Raw genomic sequence first — 20,688 nt, 5'->3', positions numbered from 1 at the left:
CCACCATGACGAAAACGCGTCAACCGAAAGACACCGCAGCGCACGTCGAGCCGCGCGAATCGGCCGACTCGCCGGAGCGGCGCGGCCCGATACCAGCCGACTCGCCCACGCGCGCCGGCCACGCGCCGGGCGGCGGCGAACTCGAGTCGATTCCGGATGACCAGGCGCGCAAGGTCGTGCCCGACGATCCGCGCGCGACCGAGGTGCGAGATCCGGCCGGCAAAGCCCGGCCCGACGGGCACGATGCGCCGGATGATTCGGGCAATCGGCCGCGGCCGCTCTAGCGGCGGGCGGGGCAGCGCGGCCCGCTCGTTCGCTTTCCTGTCCTCGCGCAACCGGGCCCCGCCCGGTTCGCGCCCACATCGGAGCCATTCATGTCATCAGACGAAATATCCGAATCCCGCCGCAAATGGATGCAGGGCACAAGTGCGAGCCTCGTCGCCGGCGTGGCGCTTCCGGCGGTTGCTCAAGGCGGTGGCGCGTCCGACGGCGGCGACACGGCCCCGCACGATCCGCGCACGTTGTATCCGCACGCGCCGTTTCCCGAGCAGCACCAGCCGTGGCCGGGGCTTGCCGGTCGCATGACGCCGCGCCCCGATCACGGCGAGCGCAGCTACCGCGGCAGCGGCCGGCTCGACGGTCGCAAGGCGCTCGTCACCGGCGGCGATTCCGGCATTGGGCGCGCGGCCGCGATCGCGTTTGCGCGGGAAGGCGCGGACGTCGCGATCGCGTATTTGCCGGACGAGGAACCCGACGCGCGCGAAGTCGTGCAATACATCCGCAGCGCGGGCCGCAAGGCCGTCCCGCTACCGGTCGACATCCGCACCGAAAGCGCATGCAACGCGCTCGTCGAGCGGGCGGTCGCGGCCCTGGGAGGACTCGACATCCTCGTGAACAACGCGGCGCGCCAGCACAGTCACGACTCGATTCTCGACATCAGCACCGAGGACTTCGACTGGACGCTACGCACCAATCTGTACGCGCTGTTCTGGATCACGCGCGCGGCAATTCCGCACATGCCGCCCGGCTCGGCGATCGTCAACACGACGTCGGTGAATGCGTACGAGCCTTCCGTGAATCTGCTCGACTACGCGATGACGAAGGCCGCGATCGCGAACTTCACGAAGGGCCTCGCGAAGCAGATGATCCGGCGAGGGATTCGCGTGAACGGCGTCGCGCCCGGCCCGTTCTGGACGCCGTTGCAGGTGAGCGGAGGTCAAACCGAGAAGAACGTCGAGACGTTCGGCCAGCAAGTGCCGATGGGGCGGCCCGGCCAGCCGGCCGAACTCGCGTGGATCTATGTCGAGCTCGCGTCGGCACGGGCAAGTTACGTGACCGGACAGATCTACGGTGCGTCGGGAGGCGGCGGGCAGCCGTAGCGCGGCGGCGCGCGGGGCAGGATCACGGATGGGAAGCGCGAATGGTCCGCCGGGCGAGCCTGGCGCCCGAACAGCGATCCTTATCGCTGCAGCAGATAAACGTATCGGAATCGCTTCGTTGACGCTGTCCGGCGCACACTCGTAGATTCGCATTTTTACCGAATCAAGGCTGTACCGTGACGACTTCCGCCATCCACGCCCCCGCGTCGGCGTCCGCCGGCCCCCGGCCTGCGCCCGACGCCAGCGCTCAGCGGTTCGACATCGTTCCGTTCGACGCGCCGCTCGGCGCCGAAGTCGTGGGACTCGACCTGTCGCAACCGCTCGACGCGGCCGGTTTCGCGCGCATCCATCGCGCGCACCTCGACCATCACGTACTCGTGTTTCGCGACCAGCGCATCACGCCGGAACAACACATTGCGTTCAGCCGCCGCTTCGGCCCGTTGCAGACCCACGTGCTGCATCAATTTGCCCTGGCCGGGCATCCGGAAGTGCTGATCGTGTCGAACATTGTCGAGAACGGCAAGCCGATCGGACTCGGCGACGCCGGCCATTTCTGGCATTCCGACCTGTCGTACAAGGAAAGGCCGAGCCTCGGCTCGCTGCTGCATGCGCAGGAACTGCCGCCCGAAGGCGGCGACACCCTGTTCGCAAACATGCATCTCGCATGGGACACGCTGCCCGCGCACCTGCGCCGCGCGGTCGAAGGGCGGCGCGCCGAGCATACGTACCTCGCGCGCTATGCGGAGTTGCAGGCGCGCAGCCCGTGGCGGCCGAACCTTTCGCCCGAGCAGATCGCGCAGGTCAAGGCGGTCGTGCATCCGGTCGTACGCACGCATCCGGAAACGGGCCGCAAGGCGCTGTTCGTCAGCGAGCATTTCACGACGCGCATCGTCGATGTGCCGGAAGACGAGAGCCGCGCGCTGCTCGACGAACTGTTCGCGCATAGCGTGCGCGCCGAGCAGCTGTATCGCCATCAATGGCGCGATCGCGACCTCGTGTTCTGGGACAACCGCTCGCTGATGCACCTCGCGGCCGGCACGCCAGACCATCTTCGGCGCAAGCTGTATCGCACCACGGTCGAGGGCGACGCACCGTTCTGAGTGCCGCGCGGTCGTGCCGCTGCGTCATTTTTCCACTGGATACCACCGGAGTTTCGATGTCGCTTCCGCATTCGCCGGCCCTGCGCCGCATGATCGTGTCCGCGCGCCGCGCGTTAGCCGCCACGCTCGCCGTCGCGCTGGCCTGCGCCGTTGCCGGCACGCCGCAAGCCGCGCATGCGGAAGGCCGCATCCGCATCGCGGAGCAGTTCGGCGTCGTTTATCTGATGCTGAACGTTGCACGCGACCAGCAACTGATCGAGAAGGAAGGACGCAAAGCCGGCGTCGACATCAAGGTCGACTGGGTACGGTTGTCCGGCGGCGCGGCCGTGAACGACGCGCTGCTGTCCGGTGCGGTCGATATCGCCGGCGGGGGCGTCGGCCCGCTTCTGACCGTGTGGGACCGCACGCACGGCCGGCAGAACGTGAAGGGCGTCGCGTCGCTCGGCAATTTCCCCTACTACCTCGTCAGCATCAACCCGAACGTGAAGACGATCGCCGACCTGAGCGCGAAGGACCGCATCGCGGTGCCGGCCGTCGGCGTGTCGGTGCAGTCGCGTGTGTTGCAGTACGCCGCCGCGAAACAGTGGGGCGACAGGCAGTTCGACAAGCTCGATGCGTTCACGCAGGCGATTCCGCATCCGGATGCAACGGCCGCGATTCTCGCGAACAGCAACGTGATTACCGGCCACTTCGGCAATCCGCCGTTCCAGGACCAGGAACTCGTCGGCAATCCGAATGCGCACATCGTGCTGAATTCCTATGATGTGCTCGGCGGCCCCAGCTCCGCGACGGTGTTGTATGCCTCCGAGAAATTCCGCGACGAGAACCCGAAGACCTACCGCGCGTTCGTCTCCGCGCTTGCCGAAGCCGCGCGCCAGATCACGGCCGATCCGGAGCGCGCGGCCGACACGTACGTTCGCGTGAACGGTTCGAAGATCGATCGTGCATTGCTCGTAAAAATCCTGCGCAATCCGCAGGTGCAGTTCAAGACGGCGCCGCAGAACACGCTGAAGCTCGCGCAGTTCATGTATCGCACCGGCGCGATCCGCAACGAGCCGAAGTCGTGGCGTGACTACTTCTTCGAGGATCCGGCGACGGCTGGCGGCAGCTGATCGACGCCGCCACGGGCGTTCGCGCGTCGCGATCGATGCTTATGCGCCGGCGCGGTTTCGATATGCGCAATCGTTGGTTGGGTCGCGCGCCGCGTCGCCGTATGTTGATGCTTTACCTGCAAGAGCTTCGACCTTGAACGCCACATCTCCCCGAGTCGGCTTGCCGCCGTATCCCGCGCGCGGCACGGCCATCCCGGCCGCTCATCGCGTCACCGATGCACGCGTCGCATCGGCGCCGCAAGCCGGCGCGGCTGGCACGCACAGCGAACGCCTGCTGGCGATCGATCGCGTCAGCCTCGAATACCGGACCGGCGAACGGATCGTTCGCGCCACCCACCAGGTCAGTTTCGACGTGTACGGCAGCGACCGCTTCGTGCTGCTCGGCCCGTCAGGTTGCGGCAAATCCACGTTGCTGAAGGCGATCGCCGGCTTTATCGAGCCCGTATCGGGCTCGATCGCGCTCGACGGCCGGCGGGTGCACGGCCCGGGCCCCGACCGCATCGTCGTGTTCCAGGAGTTCGACCAGTTGCCGCCGTGGAAGACGGTCGTCGAGAACGTCGCGTTCCCGCTGCGCGCGGCTGCGAAGCTGTCGCGCGCGGAAGCACGCGAGCGCGCGCTGCATTATCTCGACAAGGTCGGGCTCGCCGCATTCGCCGATGCGTATCCGCATACGCTGTCCGGCGGGATGAAGCAGCGCGTCGCGATCGCGCGCGCGCTGGCGATGCAGCCGCGCGTGCTGCTGATGGATGAACCGTTCGCCGCGCTCGACGCGCTCACGCGCCGCAAGATGCAGGAGGAGTTGCTGCGTCTATGGGACGAATTCCGCTTCACGCTCCTGTTCGTCACGCACTCGATCGAGGAGGCGCTCGTGGTCGGCAACCGGATCCTGCTGCTGTCGCCGCATCCCGGCCGTGTGCGTGCGGAGCTCAACAGCCACGATCACTCGCTCGACAGCGTCGGCAGCGGCGACTTCCGCGCAACCGTCGCACGCATCCATCATCTGCTGTTCGCTACCGACGTCGCGAGCGAAACGGCGCCAGCGCCGGCCGTCCAGGTCACCTCATCATGAACGCGATCGATCCTGCCATCCCGCCGCTGCCGCCGGTGCGAGCGGAATACGTGCACACACTCGACGCGCTGCCCGAGGCCGAACGTGAAGTGCCTGCACCGCTCGCGCGCCGCGTCGTCGGTTCGAGCGTGTTTCGCCGCGCGCTGATCGCGCTGGTGCTGATCGCCGCGTGGGAGATCGTCGCGCGCATCGTCGCGAACGATCTGCTCGTGCCGACTTTCGGCGCGACGCTCGCGGCGTTCGTGCAGGGCATCGCGTCGGGCGAACTGCTGGTGAAGACGGGCATTTCGATGTCGGTGCTGTTGCGGGGCTATGCGCTCGGCGTGCTGTTCGCGTTCGCGCTGACGTCGGTCGCGGTATCGACGCGCATCGGCCGTGACGTGCTGTCGATGCTCACGTCGATGTTCAACCCGCTGCCGTCGATCGCATTGCTGCCGATCGCGCTGCTGTGGTTCGGCCTCGGCGCCGGCAGCCTGCTGTTCGTGCTCGTGCACGCGGTGCTGTGGCCGCTCGCGCTCAGCATGTATACGGGTTTCGCCGGCGTACCGGCGACGCTGCAGATGGCCGGGCGGAACTATGGCCTCACCGGGCTGCGGCAAATCGCGCTGATTCTCGTGCCGGCCGCGCTGCCGTCGATCCTGTCCGGGCTGCGCGTCGGCTGGGCGTTCGCATGGCGCACGCTGATCGCGGCGGAACTCGTGTTCGGCGCGAGCGCGGGGCAGGGCGGGCTCGGCTGGTACATCTTCCAGAACCGCAACGAGTTGTATACCGATCGCGTGTTTGCAGGTCTCGCGGCGGTCATCGTGATCGGACTGCTGGTCGAGCACGTCGTGTTCGATACGCTCGAGCGCGTGACGGTGCGCCGCTGGGGAATCCAGCACTGACATGCATCGATGCGGGTTGGCACGCACGCGCATTCCCGGCGTGCGCGCGACAGTGCCCGGCTGCGCGCCGGTATCTGCCAGACCTATGACTTCATCGTTCAGGGGCGGCTCAGCGCCGGACATCTCGTCAAAGTGCCGCCCCTCCGTGGGCCGCACACGTCCGTTTTCCGTCGTGTATGCGCCGCATCGCCGCCTGTCGGCCGCGTCCCGCACGTTGATCGACATGCGGGTCACATCGGCGGCCCGGGCTTGCACCGACTCCAAGACGGGCGGACCGTGATCGAACGTCCGGCGTCGCCTGCACCTGAGTGCGTCGCCGAGGGGCGCGCCCGGTCGGGCTTGCGCGCCGGCGTCGATGCGCTCCAGTCGTCGGCTGAATCGACCGGAACAGGCCCGCCATCCGCGGCGGCGGGATCATGGGCGATGCCGGCACAAGCAGGTCGCGGGCTGGCGGCACGTGCCGCGCAGTGGAGGGAAGCGCTTCCGTCGGTTCCACAATCGGGATGGCGACACCGGCATCGAACACGCGCGCCGTGCGCCCGAATACGGGCGCGGGGAGCGCGTGCGCGCGAGGATGAAACGAGTCACGCACATGCATCGGTCATCGAAGGACGCTGCCGTGCAATGATTTCCTTCTGTCCCAGCGCGGCATGCCGACGATCGCGTAGTGTCCGCCCGCCTGTCTGCAAGCGAGCGGAAGCATCGCGATGAACCCGTGCAATCGGTGCGCAATCAGCGCCAGAATTGCGCGACCCACTGGCAAACACGTTCCCACTCGGCAGTTCTCATATACGCCTGGGTTTCCTTCTCCAGTATCGGAGTTTTTTCCCAGTCGTCGAGGCCGACGGGTTGACCGAGGACGAAATTCCCGCGCTGGTAGTTCTTGTTCAGTATCTGCCCGACTTGTTGTGCGGCGATCGTCGCCGTCGTATCCATCGTTAGCCCGAGCAGGGCCGCTGCCGGTACGCTTCCGCTTTCGAACGGCAACAGCCATTTCGAGACGCCCCAGGTCAACGGGTTGCCGATCGCGTTCGGAGGAATGCCTGCGGGGCTGGTTCCGGTGCCGAGCGACAGCAGGCGCACATCATCCAGCGTGCCTGCGCGACCGGTGCCCAGCGCCTCGGCAATGGCGGACACGGACGGATTGTTCGCGAACACGCCGCCATCGGCGAAATAGCCGAGCCCGGCGATTTCGTACGGCGGAAAATAAGTCGGTGCAGCCGACGTGGCGAGTGCAGCATCGAACAGGCTCACATTGCGATAGGCGTTGCCGTTTCCGTTCGAGAAGGTGCACGGAGCCCAGCTCTTGGTTGGCGGATCCCACAGGCGCGCAGAATTGATCGCGACGAAGCGCGGCAGATCGGCCAGCTTCCCGTTGCCGACCAGCGACTTGGCAACATCCTGCAGCCCGGTGTTGACATACTGGCACTGGAACACGCCCGGCCCAGCGAGCACCGCGTCCTGTTCGAGTGCTTGCTTCTGCGCGAGCCATGCGCCGTTTTCCCGGAAGATGACCGAACCCTTCGTCCTGTAGATATCGACGATCTCTGAAATCGATACGCCGCGCGCCAGCCCCAGGGCGATCAAGCCGCCCGTCGACGTGCCCGCGAAGCCGTCAGCGCTCGCAATGATCCGGCTGCGCCGGTCGAGATCCTGGATGAGCAGGGCGGTGATCAATCCCCGGATACCGCCGCCGTCGCAACTGAGAATCTTGAAGGCCATCGTGTTTCCCCGTTTCGATTGTGAAATGAACATGAATGGCGCAACGCGGCGGGCAGCCCACCCGCATCACCGATGGGGCACCCGCTTGTTGCACTGCGTCGGCGCCACAAATTGAAGCCAATGGGCGACGCGCCGGTTGTTATTGCTCGTCGAACTTCACATCGAGCACGGTGTACGCGTCCCACGCATATAGATACGCGTTGTCCTTGGAATAGAGCGACAGCTTCTGGTGATTGAAATCGGAAACCAGAATCGAGCCCTGGCGCGTCCATCCGCGCGCGCCGATCCAGTTATAGAAACCGACATAGGCATTGTTGCTGACGGACATATATCGACTGGTGCCGCGGATCCGGTAATACGTCACGCCGTTATAGGGGTATTGTTCGAGCATCAACGCTTTCGCGGCGGAATCGACGAGAACGGCCCATTCGCCGCTGTTTTGGCCGAGCCAGCCCAATTGCACGCCGTCGTGATAGAGCGCCATTTTGAACGTATCGACCACACTGGCAGAAACAGGGACAGTATTGGCGAATTCGGCAAAGGTCCCGTGCGGCTTATTTTCGATCGGATTGAGATTCATTTTTCTCACCTTGAAGAGATTGGATGCTTCCCCGTGCCTTCGAGAACAACCTCATGCGTTTTCGGACGCATGGCGCGCCGGCATCGTCAAAGGCTGCGATGCCGATGAATTGCATGGTGTTCGGATCCGGTGGGCGATCGCAGATCAACCATGACGGCGCGGGGCGACGCCAAGGGGCACGCCCACGAAGGCAAGCCACGGTGCATGCATGGGATCAACGAATGCCGAATATTCGATTCCTTCTATTGGCGCAATGGTCTCGGGTGTCGCCGTTTTCTTCTCGATCGATTTGGTACCAGTGATTTATAGGAAATGAAATGACGGATGACAAGGCGTGCGAAAAATGGAAATCCATTCAAAATTAAAACAATGAGGCTCTAACTGCATGTATTTGAAACACTTGATCAAGTTCGACCAATTAAGGTTGCACATACTTCGGATGACCCCGGGCGGCGGAAGGCACGATGACACGGTTTCACTTAAACGTGGACCGGCATGACCGGATTGCGGGCAGCGTACCGGCCGCTTGCTCTTGAGCGTAATCGTCGTTTACGTACGGGATTTGGCGTGCCGCTTGAAATTTCGCGAAAAATCATGGATTCGGTTGGCGGCGATCTCGGGAAACTGCGCGCGCCTTCGAGATGCAACATCTGGCCGTTCAGCCTGCTGCGCTGCGATATGCCGAACGGGAAGCGGTGATGGAGGCGCTGGTTGCAGAAGACATTTTCCCGCGACGATGCGTCCCTGTTCGAAGAGCCGGTGCGCCACATCCTGGCCCAGACCGGTATTGGAGCCGATTGCGCTCTTCTGCTTCGCCGACGAACGTCCGTCGACGACGAGAGCGATACGCCGCTCATTTCATTCAGCCCATGTCATGAACGCGTGCGTCGTTGCCAGAGCCAATCCGCCGGTATGGAGCGCGCCCGAAGCGGGTCAACCGTCTCGGCGGGATGCGATCGTGCACGCGATTCGCGGCGGAGCGTCACGTTGGTCGAGTAACCGTGGACGAGAGACATGCGCGGCAACTTCCCGGACCGATCGGCGGTCGGACACACCCGATCGGGTCGCGCGGCCCCACAGAATCGCCACAGTGCGATGAAGTCGCTGATGCGGCCGGACCAATCGACGCGGTCTGCCCCCTGCACAGTCACATCGAGCTGCAGCGCGCCGGCATGCCCGCGCTGTTGCGGGACGTGGCGAGCGTCGGCCTTGCCTCTGCGGCGACCCCGGTTGCGGATTTGGCTGCATTCGACTTGTCGATCGACGCGCGGGACATGTGGATTGGTCGGCGGGGCGCCCCATGCCGAGGATTCCGGTTTCGCGGGGGCACAGACGCATAGTCAGCGGACGCTTCGACGTACGGCGTGCGCGATACATCGTGACGCGCACCGCAACTCCGATCATTGGCGCTCGTATCGACGGGGCGGCACTACGCGTCGCGCAGCCGCCGAGCTGCGCCGACTCGGACCTTCCGCCAACACTTCCCAAGCTTCCTGCTCCTGACTACGGCTCGATGCGCTCGACAGCCAAGTTGTCTGCGTGCTCACTCGTTGGTTGAAGAGACTTTAAATAAAAGAATCTGCCATGAGTGATTTGGGCGGAAAATGTTTAAAGAGATTTAACTTTTCAACGCCATCCCCTTCGAGAAAATCGCTTTATTGAGTTAAATTATCTCCAAAATAAATAAGACGAGTACTAGCCGCCTAAATAATGCAAATGGTAATCGTCCTATTTCATCACCCGATTTCGCACTCATATAATTCTAAATTATTTTTTCAGCACGATACCGTGCGGATTTAAATAGATTTCGTGTGCGTGAATAAGACGTTGTGACTCGCATGCCTGTCGCCTGCGCGAATTCGCGCATCCGACGATGCGTCGCCTCCTCTTTGCCGCTGCATCGAGCTATCCCGGCAATCGATTTGCCAGTCATCTTCTCAATAGGAACCGCTTACGTGAACAAGACGTATCGAGTCGTATGGAACGCATCCACCAATACCTGGTGTGCGGCATCGGAAATTGCACATGGGCGCACGAAATCGTCCTCGGGGAAAGTGCAAGTGAAGGTTGCGCTGGCGTTGATCGCGGCGTCTTCCGGCCAGGCATTTGCAACGCCTTCCGAAGAATCCTTGCAGTTCCCGACGGAAGAGACGGCAACCGCAGAGGAGGAAAAATCCGTGATGTCGACGCCGATTGCCGGCGTCGGTACGCGCAGCGTAGCGGCTGACAATAAAGCCTATATCAAGATCGATGCAATTGGCGACGGGACGGACGCCGCATCGGCGCTCGGCGAGAAATCGATCGCGATCGGCAGTAATGCGAGCGCACACCCTTCGTCGACGGGGCTTGGCGGTGCAGTCGCGGTAGGCGGTAACGCGGCCGCGACGGCCAACAACGTCGCCGTCGGTGCCAGCGCATCCGCCAACGGCGAACAAGGCGCGATCGCGGTGGGCGCGCTTGCCAACGCGAGCGGCAAGTCGTCGATCGCGGTCGGCAATGAGGCGAAGGCGGCCGGTTGGGGCGCATACGCGATGGGCCGCAAGGCGCAGGCAACCGCGGAATCCTCGCTTGCGTTGGGGGATTCGACCGTCGCTTCGGCGGTTGGCGCAATCGCGCATGGCTTGCAGGCGAGCGCAACGGCAGAGAACGCGGTAGCACTCGGCATGAGCGCGAGCGCGCTTGGCGCGGACAGCGTTGCCTTGGGTTCGTATTCGGAAAGCGACCGCGATCAGACGGTGTCGGTGGGTACCGTCGGTTTCGAGCGTCAAATCGTCAACGTCGGTCGGGGCACCCTCGATACTGATGCGGCGAACATAAGCCAGCTCAAGGGCGTGACGGATGCGCTGGGCGGCGGTGCCGGGATCGGCACGGACGGCAGCGTCAAGGCGCCGGTGTACACGGTTGACGGCAAGCAATACGCGAACGTGGGCGACGCGCTGGCGGCCGCGGCGGCCAGCGGTGGCGGCGCGGGCGGGAACGCGGTGGTGTACGACGGCGAGACGAAGGACAAAGTGACGCTGGCCGGCGGCAAGACGGGCACGACGCTGTCGAACGTGAAGGCCGGCACGCTGGATACGGACGCGGTGAACGTGTCTCAACTGAAGTCGTCGGGGCTGGTCGGCGAAGACGGCAAATCGTTGTCGGCGGTGGTGTACGACGGCGCGACGAAAGACAAGGTCACGCTGGCCGGCGGCACGACGGGCACGACGATCACGAACGTGAAGGCGGCAACGTTGACGTCGACGAGCAAGGACGCGGTGAACGGTGCGCAGCTGTTCGCGACAAACGCGAGCCTGGGCGCGCTGGAAGAATCGCTGAAGGGCGGTGGCGTGATCGACGAGACGACCGGTGAGTCGCTGGCGGTGGCGTACGACGGCACGACGAAGGCGAAGGTGACGCTGGCTGGCGGCAAGACTGGCACGACGATCACGAATGTGAAGGCAGGCACGCTCACGTCGACGAGCAAGGACGCGGTAAATGGTGCGCAACTGTTCGCGACGAACGAGAGCCTGGGTGCGCTGGAAGAATCGCTGAAGAGCGGTGGCGCGATCGACGAGACGACCGGTGAGTCGCTGGCGGTGGTCTACGACGGCACGACGAAGGCGAAGGTGACGCTGGCCGGTGGCAAAACGGGCACGACGCTGTCGAACGTGAAGGCGGGCACGCTGGACATGGACGCGGTTAACGTGTCGCAACTGAAATCGTCCGGGCTGATCGGCGAAGACGGCAAGTCGCTGTCGGCCGTGGCGTACGACAAGAAGGACGACGGCAGCACGAACTTTGCATCGGTGACGCTTGGTGGAGTCGGCGCAAAGGTACCGACTGCGCTGCACAACGTCGCCAAGGGTGTTGCGACGACGGATGCGGTGAACGTGAGCCAGCTCAAGGGCGTGACGGACGCGCTGGGCGGCGGTGCGGGAATCGGCGAAGACGGGAGCGTGACGAAGCCGTCCTACAAGGTCGGCGACAAGACCTATAACGACGTCGGCGCGGCTCTCCAGGCGGCGAATGCGGGCGGCAATGCAGGCAACGCCGTCCAGTACGACTCCGACACGAAAAAGACGGTCACGCTGGGCGGAACGGCCTCGACCTCGCCTGTCTCGCTGAAGAACCTCGCGCAGGGTGTCGCCGACACGGACGCGGTGAACGTACAGCAATTGTCGAAGGGACTGAACGACATCAAGGACGAGATTTCAAGCGGCTTGTCGGACGGCACGTTGCCCATGAAGTACATCCAGGTAAAGGCGTCCGGCATGAAGGCGAACGCGCTTGGTGCGAACAGTGTCGCGATTGGCGGGAATGCGAACGCGACGGTCGACAATGCGGTGGCGATCGGGTCGGGCGCGCGCGCACGCGCTTTCAATTCTGTCGCCCTGGGCATCAATTCCGTGGCTGATCAGGAGAACACCGTTTCGATCGGCGATACCGGATCGATAACGCGCCGAATCGTCAACGTCAGCGACGGGATCGACGAGAACGACGCGGTCAATATGAAGCAATTGGCCGATGCGATCGGCGCACTCGACACCAAGACGCAGCGTTCGGTCGGCAAGCGGATGATGCAGCGGAACGTGGAATCCACGCCGGGCAGCTTCGTTGCAGTCGATGGCATCGGGAAGGACGGCGATTATCCGAGCGTTGCATCGCTCAATGGAGCCACTTCCGGAACTGCGATGGCAGCCGGTGTTTCGTCGGTGGCAGCTGGGAGAGACGCGCTCGCAGTGGGTGTGCAAGCGGTCGCCGGATCCGATAACTCCGTCGCGTTGGGTAGCGGTGCTCAGACGGGGGCCGATCAACCGTATGCGGTTGCAGTCGGATCGGGTGTGACGACCAATGGAGCAGAGACGGTTGCGGTCGGCTCGAACGCGAAGGCAAACGCGAATAGGGCCGTGGCGCTCGGCAACAATCGGGTATGGGCGCTCGGCCAAAGCTCGGTTGCGATTGGCGACGGGGCGAAGGCACAGGCTGGGGCTGTGAACGGTATCGCCGTGGGTACGGGCGCGTCGGTTGCAGTGAACATCGTGGATGCGATGGCGCTCGGTGCTGGGGCGAGTGCGACGGCGGCGGGTGGCGTGGCCCTGGGTTCGGGCGCTGTCGCGAACCGCGGTAATGCGTTGTCTGTGGGCTCGGGTACGGTTCAGCGTCAGATCATCAACGTGGCAAAGGGTACGGCGTCGACGGACGCAGTGAACGTGAGCCAGCTCAAGGGCGTGACGGACGCGCTGGGCGGTGGTGCAGCAATTGGCACGGACGGCAGCGTAAAGGCGCCGGTGTACACGGTTGACGGCAAGGAGTACGCAAACGTGGGCGATGCGCTGGAAGCTGCTGCGGCAAGCGGTGGCGGCACAAGCGAGAACGCGGTGGTGTATGACGGCGCGACGAAGGACAAGGTAACGCTGGCGGGCAAGACCGGCACGACGTTGGCGAACGTGAAGGCAGGCACGCTGGATACGGACGCGGTCAACGTGTCGCAACTGAAGTCGTCGGGCCTCATCGGTGAAGACGGCAAGTCGTTGTCGGCCGTGGTGTACGACGGCGCGACGAAAGACAAGGTGACGCTGGCCGGCGGCAAGACGGGCACCACGCTGTCGAATGTGAAGGCAGGCACGCTGGACATGGACGCGGTGAACGTGTCGCAACTGAAGTCGTCGGGTCTGATCGGTGAAGACGGCAAGTCGCTGTCGGCCGTGGTGTACGACAAGAAGGACGACGGCAGCACGAACTTTGCATCGGTGACGCTCGGCGGAGCCGGCGCGAAGGTACCGACTGTGCTGCACAACGTCGCCAAGGGTGTTGCGACGACGGACGCGGTGAACGTGAGCCAGCTCAAGGGCGTGACGGACGCGCTGGGCGGCGGTGCAGCAATTGGCACCGACGGCAGCGTGAAGGCGCCGGTGTACACGGTCGACGGCAAGGAGTACGCAAACGTGGGCGATGCGCTGGAAGCGGCTGCGGCAAGCGGTGGCGGCACGAGCGAGAATGCGGTGGTGTACGACGGCACGACGAAAGACAAGGTGACGCTGTCCGGCGGTAAGACGGGCACGACGTTGTCGAACGTGAAGGCAGGCACGCTGGATACGGACGCGGTCAATGTGTCGCAACTGAAGTCGTCGGGCCTCATCGGTGAAGATGGCAAGTCGTTGTCGGCGGTGGTGTACGACGGCGCGACGAAGGACAAGGTGACACTGGCTGGCGGCACGACGGGCACGACGATCACGAACGTGAAGGCGGGCGCGCTGACGTCGACGAGCAAGGATGCGGTGAACGGTGCGCAGCTGTTTGCGACGAACGAGAGCCTGGGCGCGCTGGAAGAATCGCTGAAGGATGGCGGTGTAATCGACGGTACGACCGGTGAGTCGCTGGCGGTGGTGTATGACGGCACGACGAAGGACAAGGTGACGCTGGCCGGCGGTAAGACGGGCACGACACTGTCGAATGTGAAGGCAGGCACGCTGGACATGGACGCGGTGAACGTGTCGCAGCTGAAGTCATCGGGCCTGATCGGCGAAGACGGCAAGTCGTTGTCAGCCGTGGTGTACGACAAGAAGGACGACGGCAGCACGAACTTTGCATCGGTGACGCTTGGCGGAGCCGGCGCAAAGGTACCGACTGTGCTGCACAACGTCGCCAAGGGTGTTGCGACGACGGACGCGGTGAACGTGAGCCAGCTCAAGGGCGTGACGGACGCGCTGGGCGGCGGTGCAGCAATTGGCGCGGACGGCGGCGTGAAGGCCCCGGTGTATACGGTCGACGGCAAGGAGTACGCAAACGTGGGCGATGCGCTGGAAGCTGCTGCGGCAAGCGGTGGCGGCACGAGCGAGAACGCGGTGGTGTATGACGGCGCGACGAAGGACAAGGTAACGCTGGCGGGCAAGACTGGCACGACGCTATCGAACGTGAAGGCCGGCACGCTGGATACGGACGCGGTCAACGTGTCGCAACTGAAGTCGTCGGGCCTCATCGGCGAAGACGGCAAGTCGTTGTCTGCCGTGGTGTACGACGGCGCGACGAAAGACAAGGTCACGCTGGCCGGCGGCACAACGGGCACGACGATCACGAACGTGAAGGCGGGCGCGCTGACGTCAACGAGCAAGGATGCGGTGAACGGTGCGCAGCTGTTTGCGACGAACGAGAGCCTGGGCGCGCTGGAAGAATCGCTGAAGGATGGCGGTGTAATCGACGGTACGACCGGTGAGTCGCTGGCGGTCGTGTATGACGGCACGACGAAGGACAAGGTGACGCTGGCCGGCGGCAAGACCGGCACGACGTTGTCGAACGTGAAGGCAGGCACGCTGGATATGGACGCGGTCAACGTGTCGCAGCTGAAGTCATCGGGCCTGATCGGTGAAGACGGCAAGTCGTTGTCGGCGGTGGTGTACGACAAGAAGGACGACGGCAGCACGAACTTTGCATCGGTGACGCTTGGCGGAGCCGGCGCAAAGGTACCGACTGCGCTGCACAACGTCGCCAAGGGTGTTGCGACGACGGATGCGGTGAACGTGAGCCAGCTCAAGGGCGTGACGGACGCGCTGGGCGGCGGTGCAGCAATTGGCGCGGACGGCGGCGTGAAGGCCCCGGTGTATACGGTCGACGGCAAGGAGTACGCAAACGTGGGCGATGCGCTGGAAGCTGCTGCGGCAAGCGGTGGCGGCACGAGCGAGAACGCGGTGGTGTATGACGGCGCGACGAAGGACAAGGTAACGCTGGCGGGCAAGACCGGCACGACGTTGTCGAATGTGAAGGCCGGCACGCTGGATACGGACGCGGTCAACGTGTCGCAACTGAAGTCGTCGGGCCTCATCGGCGAAGACGGCAAGTCGTTGTCTGCCGTGGTGTACGACGGCGCGACGAAAGACAAGGTCACGCTGGCCGGCGGCACAACGGGCACGACAATCACGAACGTGAAGGCGGGCGCGCTGACGTCAACGAGCAAGGATGCGGTGAACGGTGCGCAGCTGTTTGCGACGAATGAGAGCCTGGGCGCGCTGGAAGAATCGCTGAAGGATGGCGGTGTAATCGACGGTACGACCGGTGAGTCGCTGGCGGTCGTGTATGACGGCGCGACGAAGGACAAGGTGACGCTGGCCGGCGGTAAGACGGGCACGACACTCTCGAACGTGAAGGCGGGCACGCTGGATATGGACGCGGTGAACGTGTCGCAACTGAAGTCGTCAGGGCTGATTGGTGACGATGGCAAGTCGCTGTCGGCGGTGGTGTACGACAAGAAGGACGACGGCAGCACGAACTTTGCATCGGTGACGCTTGGTGGAGCCGGCGCAAAGGTACCGACTGCGCTGCACAACGTCGCCAAGGGTGTTGCGACGACGGACGCGGTGAACGTGAGCCAGCTCAAGGGCGTGACGGATGCGCTGGGCGGCGGTGCAGCAATTGGCACCGACGGCAGCGTGAAGGCCCCGGTGTACACGGTTGACGGCAAGGAGTACGCAAACGTGGGCGATGCGCTGGAAGCTGCTGCGGCAAGCGGTGGCGGCACGAGCGAGAACGCGGTGGTGTACGACGGCACGACGAAGGACAAGGTGACGCTGGCCGGCGGCAAGACCGGCACGACGTTGTCGAACGTGAAGGCAGGCACGCTGGATACGGACGCGGTCAACGTGTCGCAACTGAAGTCGTCGGGCCTCATCGGTGAAGACGGCAAGTCGTTGTCGGCGGTGGTGTACGACGGCGCGACGAAGGACAAGGTGACGCTGGCCGGTGGCAAGACGGGCACGACGATCACGAACGTGAAGGCCGGCGCGTTGTCGTCGACGAGCAATGACGCGGTAAATGGTGCGCAACTGTTTGCAACGAACGAGAGCCTGGGCGCGCTGGAGGAATCGTTGAAGGATGGCGGTGTAATCGACGGTACGACCGGTGAGTCGCTGGCAGTTGTGTACGACGGCACGACGAAGGACAAGGTGACGCTGGCCGGCGGCAAGACCGGCACGACGTTGTCGAACGTGAAGGCAGGCACGCTGGATATGGACGCGGTCAACGTGTCGCAGCTGAAGTCATCGGGCCTGATCGGCGAAGACGGCAAGTCGTTGTCGGCCGTGGTGTACGACGGCGCGACGAAAGACAAGGTGACGCTGGCCGGCGGCAAGACCGGCACGACACTGTCGAACGTGAAGGCGGGCACGCTGGACATGGACGCGGTGAACGTGTCGCAACTGAAGTCGTCGGGGCTGATTGGTGAAGACGGCAAGTCGTTGTCGGCGGTGGTGTACGACAGTGCGACGAAGGACAAGGTGACGCTGGCTGGCGGCAAGACCGGCACGACGTTGTCGAACGTGAAGGCAGGCACGCTGGATACGGATGCGGTCAACGTGTCGCAACTGAAGTCATCGGGCCTCATCGGTGAAGACGGCAAGTCGTTGTCGGCCGTGGTGTACGACAAGAAGGACGACGGCAGCACGAACTTTGCATCGGTGACGCTTGGCGGAGCCGGCGCAAAGGTACCGACTGTGCTGCACAACGTCGCCAAGGGTGTCGCATCGACGGATGCGGTGAACGTGAGCCAGCTCAAGGGCGTGACGGACGCGCTGGGCGGCGGAGCCGGAATTGGCGCGGACGGCAGCGTGAAGGCCCCGGTGTACACGGTTGACGGCAAGGAGTACGCAAACGTGGGCGATGCGCTGGAAGCTGCTGCGGCGAGCGGTGGCGGCACGAGCGAGAACGCGGTTGTGTACGACGGCACGACGAAAGACAAGGTGACTCTGGCCGGTGGCAAGACGGGCACGACCATCACGAACGTGAAGGCGGGCGCGCTGTCGTCGACGAGCAATGACGCGGTAAATGGTGCGCAACTGTTTGCAACGAACGAGAGCCTGGGCGCGCTGGAGGAATCGTTGAAGGATGGCGGTGTAATCGACGGTACGACCGGTGAGTCGCTGGCGGTTGTGTACGACGGCGCGACGAAGGACAAGGTGACGCTGTCCGGCGGCAAGACCGGCACGACACTGTCGAATGTGAAGGCAGGCACGCTCGATATGGACGCGGTGAACGTGTCGCAGCTGAAGTCATCGGGCCTGATCGGCGAAGACGGCAAGTCGTTGTCGGCGGTGGTGTACGACGGCACGACGAAAGACAAGGTCACGCTGGCCGGCGGCAAGACCGGCACGACACTGTCGAACGTGAAGGCAGGCACGCTGGATATGGACGCGGTGAACGTGTCGCAGCTGAAGTCGTCGGGTCTGATCGGCGAAGACGGCAAGTCGTTGTCGGCGGTGGTGTACGACGGCGCGACGAAAGACAAGGTGACACTGGCCGGCGGCACGACGGGCACGACGATCACGAACGTGAAGGCTGGGACGCTGTCGTCGACGAGCAAGGATGCGGTGAACGGTGCGCAGCTGTTCGCGACGAACGAGAGCCTGGGCGCGCTGGAAGAATCGCTGAAGGATGGCGGTGTAATCGACGGTACGACCGGTGAGTCGCTGGCGGTCGTGTATGACGGAACGACGAAAGACAAGGTGACGCTGGCCGGCGGCAAGACGGGCACGACACTGTCGAATGTGAAGGCAGGCACGCTGGACATGGACGCGGTGAACGTGTCGCAACTGAAGTCATCGGGCCTGATCGGCGAAGACGGCAAGTCGTTGTCGGCGGTGGTGTACGACAAGAAGGACGACGGCAGCACGAACTTTGCATCGGTGACGCTTGGCGGAGCCGGCGCAAAGGTACCGACTGTGCTGCACAACGTCGCCAAGGGTGTCGCATCGACGGACGCGGTGAACGTGAGCCAGCTCAAGGGCGTGACGGACGCGCTGGGCGGCGGAGCCGGAATTGGCACCGACGGCGGCGTGAAGGCCCCGGTGTACACGGTTGACGGCAAGGAGTACGCAAACGTGGGCGATGCGCTGGAAGCTGCTGCGGCAAGCGGTGGCGGCACGAGCGAGAACGCGGTGGTGTACGACGGCGCGACGAAAGACAAGGTAACGCTGGCCGGTAAAACTGGCACGTTGATCAACAACGTGGCTAACGGCTCGCTCACAGCGGACAGCTCGGACGCAGTCAATGGTGCACAGCTGAACGCCGTAGCGAAGAGCGTTTCGGAACATTTCGGAGCAGGTGCCGCGCTCGATACCGCCACCGGGAAAATAACGGCGCCGTCGTACACGCTGGCCGGTGCCAATGGTGGAACCGAGACCTATCACAACGTCGGCGACGCGCTCGAGAATCTTGACGGCCGTACATCGGAGAACACGAACCAGATCGACTCGTTGCAACGGAGCCTGGCAAATGCCGTTCAATATGACGACGAGACTCATGCGGAAGTGACGTTCGGCGGCAAGGGCGCAGCGGCGCCGGTGACGCTGAAGAACGTGGCTGACGGCGCTGACGACACCGATGCGGTCAACGTACGACAGCTCAAGTCCGCGGGTTTGATCGGCGGTGACGGCACGCTGCTGGCAGCGGTCACCTATGACAAGCATGACGATGGCACAACGAACTACAGCTCGGTGACGCTGGGTGGCGCTGACGCCACCGCACCGGTCACACTGCACAACGTAGCGAAAGGTGTGGCGTCGACCGACGCAGTGAACGTGAGTCAGTTGACCGGCGTAACGACGGCGCTCGGTGGTGGGGCGAAGCTTGATCCGCAAACGGGCGAAATCGTCGCGCCGACGTACGAAGTGGGCGGCAACACCTATCACAACGTAGGCGACGCATTCACCGACATCGACAATCGAGTGACGAATATTCAGAACAATCTGGGTGAAAGCGTCAATCTCGCCGGTGTCGTGGCGTACGACAAGCACCCGGATGGCACACCGAATTTCGGATCGCTCACGCTTGGCAACGGCGTCGTGTCGGGACCGGTGACGCTGACCAATGTCGCAGACGGAAAGAGCCAGTATGACGCCGTCAACTACGGCCAGCTGTCGGCGCTGCAAGGTCAAGTGGACGAGATCCACGACCGGGTGATCGCTGCGGAAGTGCCCGGTGGGTCCGGTGCCGCCGTAGGCAATGGTCTCATCGACGGAACGGGCGGCAAGGGCGACACTGCCGGTGATGTCGTCGCGCCGAAGCCTGGCACGGGTAACGCCAACGTCAGCGCTGGCTCGAATTCGCAGGTTGCGAACGGCGTCAACGATGGTACGGCGGTTGGAGCCCACGCGAGCGTCAAGTCGAACGGCGGCACCGCAATCGGCCAGGGGGCGACTGTCTCCGCCGGAGCAAGCAATGCAGTCGCAATCGGTCAGGGCTCGGTCGCGAATGAGGCGAACACGGTGTCCATCGGATCGGATGGCCATACGCGCCGGCTGGTCAACGTGGCAGACGGCGTCAAGGCTACGGACGCCGTCAGCAAGGGGCAGTTTGACAGGGCAATGGGCGGTATGCAGGGGCAGATCGACGGTATGGCGAGAAACGCCTATTCCGGCGTCGCGGCAGCAACGGCACTGACGATGATTCCTGGCGTGGACCCGGGCAAGAATCTCTCGTTCGGTATCGGCGCAGCTTCATACAAGGGTTATCAGGCGGTCGCGATGGGTGGCGAAGCGCGTATTACCGAGAACCTGAAAATGAAAGCCGGCGTGAGTCTCAGTAGCGGCGGCAACGTCGTCGGCGCAGGTGCCTCCTATCAATGGTAAGCGCCGAGGCGGGCCGAAAGGCCTGCCTCCGCCGCCGGTCCGGGCAGTGACATGGTCTTGCCCGGACCCAGGTTCGCTTTCTCTCTCATTGTTCACTTTAGCTATTACCCTGACGGTCCAAACAACATGAAATTTTCATCTCTCGTTCTTCGGTCGTGCATGCTCGGTGCGATCGCTGCCGCGCTGGGCGCATGTGCAACCCAGTCCGGGCCGACGTACAGCATCCGCGCACTGAGTTCGCCTGAG

Annotated in this window: 10 protein-coding genes and 2 pseudogenes; 10 read left to right on the top strand and 2 right to left on the bottom strand. The window is 63.9% G+C overall.

All coding sequences use genetic code 11. The features are described 5' to 3' along the window. The first annotated feature begins 5 nt into the window (after positions 1-5). The 7 genes and pseudogenes from WK25_RS16090 to WK25_RS32095 all read left to right on the top strand — a co-directional run. The gene (locus WK25_RS16090; RefSeq protein ID WP_038572082.1) at positions 6-284 is read left to right on the top strand and encodes a hypothetical protein; all 279 of its coding nucleotides are present in this window, start codon (positions 6-8) and stop codon (positions 282-284) included. Positions 285-374: 90 nt separating this feature from the next. Continuing rightward, on the top strand, positions 375-1,379 hold the full coding sequence (locus WK25_RS16085; RefSeq protein ID WP_069242087.1) for an SDR family oxidoreductase: 1,005 nt from the start codon (positions 375-377) through the stop codon (positions 1,377-1,379). Between the two features lie 176 nt (positions 1,380-1,555). Continuing rightward, positions 1,556-2,479 carry a TauD/TfdA dioxygenase family protein gene (locus tag WK25_RS16080; RefSeq protein WP_069242086.1) on the top strand — a complete coding sequence of 308 codons (924 nt, stop codon included), beginning with the start codon at positions 1,556-1,558 and terminating at the stop codon, positions 2,477-2,479. Between the two features lie 56 nt (positions 2,480-2,535). Continuing rightward, the gene (locus tag WK25_RS16075) at positions 2,536-3,591 is read left to right on the top strand and encodes an ABC transporter substrate-binding protein (protein ID WP_052110895.1); all 1,056 of its coding nucleotides are present in this window, start codon (positions 2,536-2,538) and stop codon (positions 3,589-3,591) included. Positions 3,592-3,664: 73 nt separating this feature from the next. Beyond that, the gene (locus WK25_RS16070; protein ID WP_069242085.1) at positions 3,665-4,660 is read left to right on the top strand and encodes an ABC transporter ATP-binding protein; all 996 of its coding nucleotides are present in this window, start codon (positions 3,665-3,667) and stop codon (positions 4,658-4,660) included. Next, positions 4,657-5,544 (top strand): ABC transporter permease, encoded by an 888-nt coding sequence (locus WK25_RS16065; protein ID WP_038570188.1) that lies wholly within the window; start codon positions 4,657-4,659, stop codon positions 5,542-5,544. The genes WK25_RS16070 and WK25_RS16065 overlap by 4 nt, the downstream gene beginning before the upstream one ends. A 54-nt stretch (positions 5,545-5,598) precedes the next feature. Continuing rightward, positions 5,599-5,824: pseudogene (locus WK25_RS32095) on the top strand (hypothetical protein); the annotation flags it as partial. Between the two features lie 452 nt (positions 5,825-6,276). Here WK25_RS32095 and WK25_RS16060 read toward each other — a convergent pair. Further along, positions 6,277-7,266, bottom strand: a complete 990-nt coding sequence (locus WK25_RS16060) for a patatin-like phospholipase family protein (protein ID WP_069242084.1) — start codon at positions 7,264-7,266, stop codon at positions 6,277-6,279. A 139-nt stretch (positions 7,267-7,405) separates the two neighbouring features. Next, a complete protein-coding gene (locus WK25_RS16055) occupies positions 7,406-7,846 on the bottom strand; it encodes a hypothetical protein (protein ID WP_038570182.1) in 441 nt (146 codons plus the stop codon). Between the two features lie 495 nt (positions 7,847-8,341). On the opposite strand from WK25_RS16055, the gene WK25_RS31295 reads away from it, so the two are divergent. The 3 genes and pseudogenes from WK25_RS31295 (at position 8,342) to WK25_RS16050 (ending at position 20,442) form a co-directional block, all read left to right on the top strand. Further along, positions 8,342-8,545 carry a hypothetical protein gene (locus WK25_RS31295; protein ID WP_156789049.1) on the top strand — a complete coding sequence of 68 codons (204 nt, stop codon included), beginning with the start codon at positions 8,342-8,344 and terminating at the stop codon, positions 8,543-8,545. A 1,139-nt stretch (positions 8,546-9,684) separates the two neighbouring features. Beyond that, positions 9,685-9,885 (top strand): annotated as a pseudogene (locus tag WK25_RS32430) (ESPR domain-containing protein); the annotation flags it as partial. Positions 9,886-10,026: 141 nt separating this feature from the next. Beyond that, positions 10,027-20,442 carry a YadA-like family protein gene (locus WK25_RS16050; protein WP_257785760.1) on the top strand — a complete coding sequence of 3,472 codons (10,416 nt, stop codon included), beginning with the start codon at positions 10,027-10,029 and terminating at the stop codon, positions 20,440-20,442. The last annotated feature ends 246 nt before the right edge of the window (positions 20,443-20,688 follow it).

The sequence above is a fragment of the Burkholderia latens genome, assembly GCF_001718795.1.
Lineage (GTDB): Bacteria > Pseudomonadota > Gammaproteobacteria > Burkholderiales > Burkholderiaceae > Burkholderia > Burkholderia latens_A.
The sequence above is the reverse complement of the archived record's forward strand: the minus strand, read 5'-3'. Positions and strand labels throughout refer to the sequence as shown.

Bases quoted from the DNA above. Each gene is read 5' to 3' on its own strand.
- WK25_RS16075 (WP_052110895.1), top strand. From the start codon at position 2,536: ATGTCGCTTCCGCATTCGCCGGCCCTGCGCCGCATGATCGTGTCCGCG.
- WK25_RS16090 (WP_038572082.1), top strand. From the start codon at position 6: ATGACGAAAACGCGTCAACCGAAAGACACCGCAGCGCACGTCGAGCCG.
- WK25_RS16050 (WP_257785760.1), top strand. From the start codon at position 10,027: ATGTCGACGCCGATTGCCGGCGTCGGTACGCGCAGCGTAGCGGCTGAC.
- WK25_RS16065 (WP_038570188.1), top strand. From the start codon at position 4,657: ATGAACGCGATCGATCCTGCCATCCCGCCGCTGCCGCCGGTGCGAGCG.
- WK25_RS16060 (WP_069242084.1), bottom strand. From the start codon at position 7,266: ATGGCCTTCAAGATTCTCAGTTGCGACGGCGGCGGTATCCGGGGATTG.
- WK25_RS16085 (WP_069242087.1), top strand. From the start codon at position 375: ATGTCATCAGACGAAATATCCGAATCCCGCCGCAAATGGATGCAGGGC.
- WK25_RS16055 (WP_038570182.1), bottom strand. From the start codon at position 7,846: ATGAATCTCAATCCGATCGAAAATAAGCCGCACGGGACCTTTGCCGAA.
- WK25_RS31295 (WP_156789049.1), top strand. From the start codon at position 8,342: ATGACCGGATTGCGGGCAGCGTACCGGCCGCTTGCTCTTGAGCGTAAT.